Annotated in this window: 1 protein-coding gene; it reads left to right on the top strand. The window is 70.6% G+C overall.

Annotation, left to right across the window (positions count from 1 at the left end; genetic code table 11):
- Positions 1-1,341, top strand: a 1,341-nt coding sequence (locus KGA66_RS28790; protein ID WP_211472728.1) for a recombinase family protein, incomplete at its 5' end; no start/stop codon positions are given.
- Between the last annotated feature and the right edge of the window lie 581 nt (positions 1,342-1,922).

Consider the following 1,922-nt stretch of genomic DNA (forward strand, 5'->3'; position numbering starts at 1 on the left):
GTGGACGGGGTGGTGATCTACTATCTGGACCGGATGCTGCGCCAGCCGCGCGACGTGGAGGCGCTGATCCAGGCGGCCGATCGCAACGACGGGTTGATGGTGCGCGGTACCAACGGCAGCTACGACCTGTGCAGTGCCCAGGGACGGGCCGCGGCGCGGGAGGCGGCGGCCTGGGCGTGCCGGGAGTCGGACATCAAGTCGATGCGGATCAGGACCCGTAAGGAGAACGACCGGCTGGCCGGGCAGCCGGGCGGGTGGGGGATGCTGTTCGGGTTCCAACGGCAGAGCTCGCCACTGACCGCGGTAGCGCAGTATCCGGAGCCGACGGAGGCGGAGTGGGTGCGCGAGGCGTTCCGCTCGATCGCCGCGGGCGGGACCGTGGCGAACCTGGTGCGCGCGTGGGACGAGGCGGGTTTGCGCACCCCGCGCGGGGCGGTGTGGAGTTTCCCGACGATGCGCAAGCTGCTGACCAACACCAAGTACGCCGGGTCTTGGGAGTGGGAACGTGAGCGGCGCGACGAGCACGGGCGTCGGCGGTGCGAGAGCGTGCGCACCGAGTTGCCGCGGCCCGTCGGGCTGGCGGCGGGTGTGGTGTGGCCGATCGTGGAGCCGGAGTTGTTCGAGCGGGTGCAGGCGGTGGTCCGCGGCCGCCGGCGCGGTGGTTCGCGGCCCCGTTCTCGGGTGCTGTCCGGGCTGATGGTGTGCGCCGTGTGCGGCCGGGTCATGGGCAGCGGCGGGGTGAGCCGGCACCGCCGCGCGGACGGCACCATGCTGGCTTCGGCCCGCTATCGGTGCTCCGGGACTGCGGACGCGCGGGGGCGCTGCGATCAGAGCGTGGATGCGGTGCGGGTGGAGGCGATCGTGTTCGCCGCGGTACGCGGCTGGTACACCGATCCGGCGAATGCAACCCGCGCGCACACCGCGACGCTTGGCAGCTCGGCCGAGGTGGCCGCGCTGCGTGCGCAGATCGAGCGGTACGACCGGCTGCTGACCGACAACGACCATCTGCACGCGGACGGAGACCGCCCGCAACTGCTCTGGCAGGAAACCCGCCACCGCCTGGTCGCCGCCCGCCGCCGCGCCCGAGAGCAGATCGAGGAGCTGTCCACACCCGTACACCTCTCGGCCCGCGCCGCCCAGGACGCGGTCGTGCGCTGGGATGCTGCCGGATTCGAGGGGCGCCGCTCCATGGTCCAGGAGGCCTGCGCGCTGATCGAGATCCTCCCGAAGCCTCCCGGCCCTTCCAACGTTTTCAACCCCGCCCGCGTCCGCGTCACGATGAACGAGCGAGCCACGTGCACCGGCCCACGATCCGGTGATGGCGCCCCACCTGACGCATGACCTGCGCCTTTTCCTCACCGTTTAGCACGACGGCCTTCAAGCCAACACTGGCTCTTCACGGCGTCAGATCTGAGTCTGGCGGCTGAGATGCGATAGGTGCGCCCTGCCTGCAAGGATGTGGTTGACTCGGCCATGACCTTGTCGGGGACGGGTGCGCCATTCTGGTTCCAACGCTATCGGGTGGGACCGGTGTCTGGAGTCAGCAGATGGGCGGGGCCTGGTCGGCGCGCCAGTGCGATACTGCTGCGCGTGTTGGTCGCACGGTTGACCAATGCCCTTTCAAAAGCCCTGAGGCGAGGCGGCGCACCGGCGGGGGGCCGCTGAGGACAACGCCTGGACCGTGCAGCAGCTGGAGAAGTTCAGCTCGCCCGAGCCGAACCCGAGACCCTGCGCGCCACCCTCCTCCTGCACCTGCCCGCCCGCCTCACGCACCACGCCCGCTGAAGATCGAGGCGACCTGGGTCCTGGGCGAAAACCTTCCAAACCTGCTGGCGCCGCATCTCGGCACTACCCGACCCCGGCTGACCTGCCGAAACCCGCCTCCCCGAATCGAAAGGACCCCGCCACCACCCCGGCCCGTG

The sequence above is a fragment of the Actinocrinis puniceicyclus genome, assembly GCF_018283645.1.
Lineage (GTDB): Bacteria > Actinomycetota > Actinomycetes > Streptomycetales > Catenulisporaceae > Actinocrinis > Actinocrinis puniceicyclus.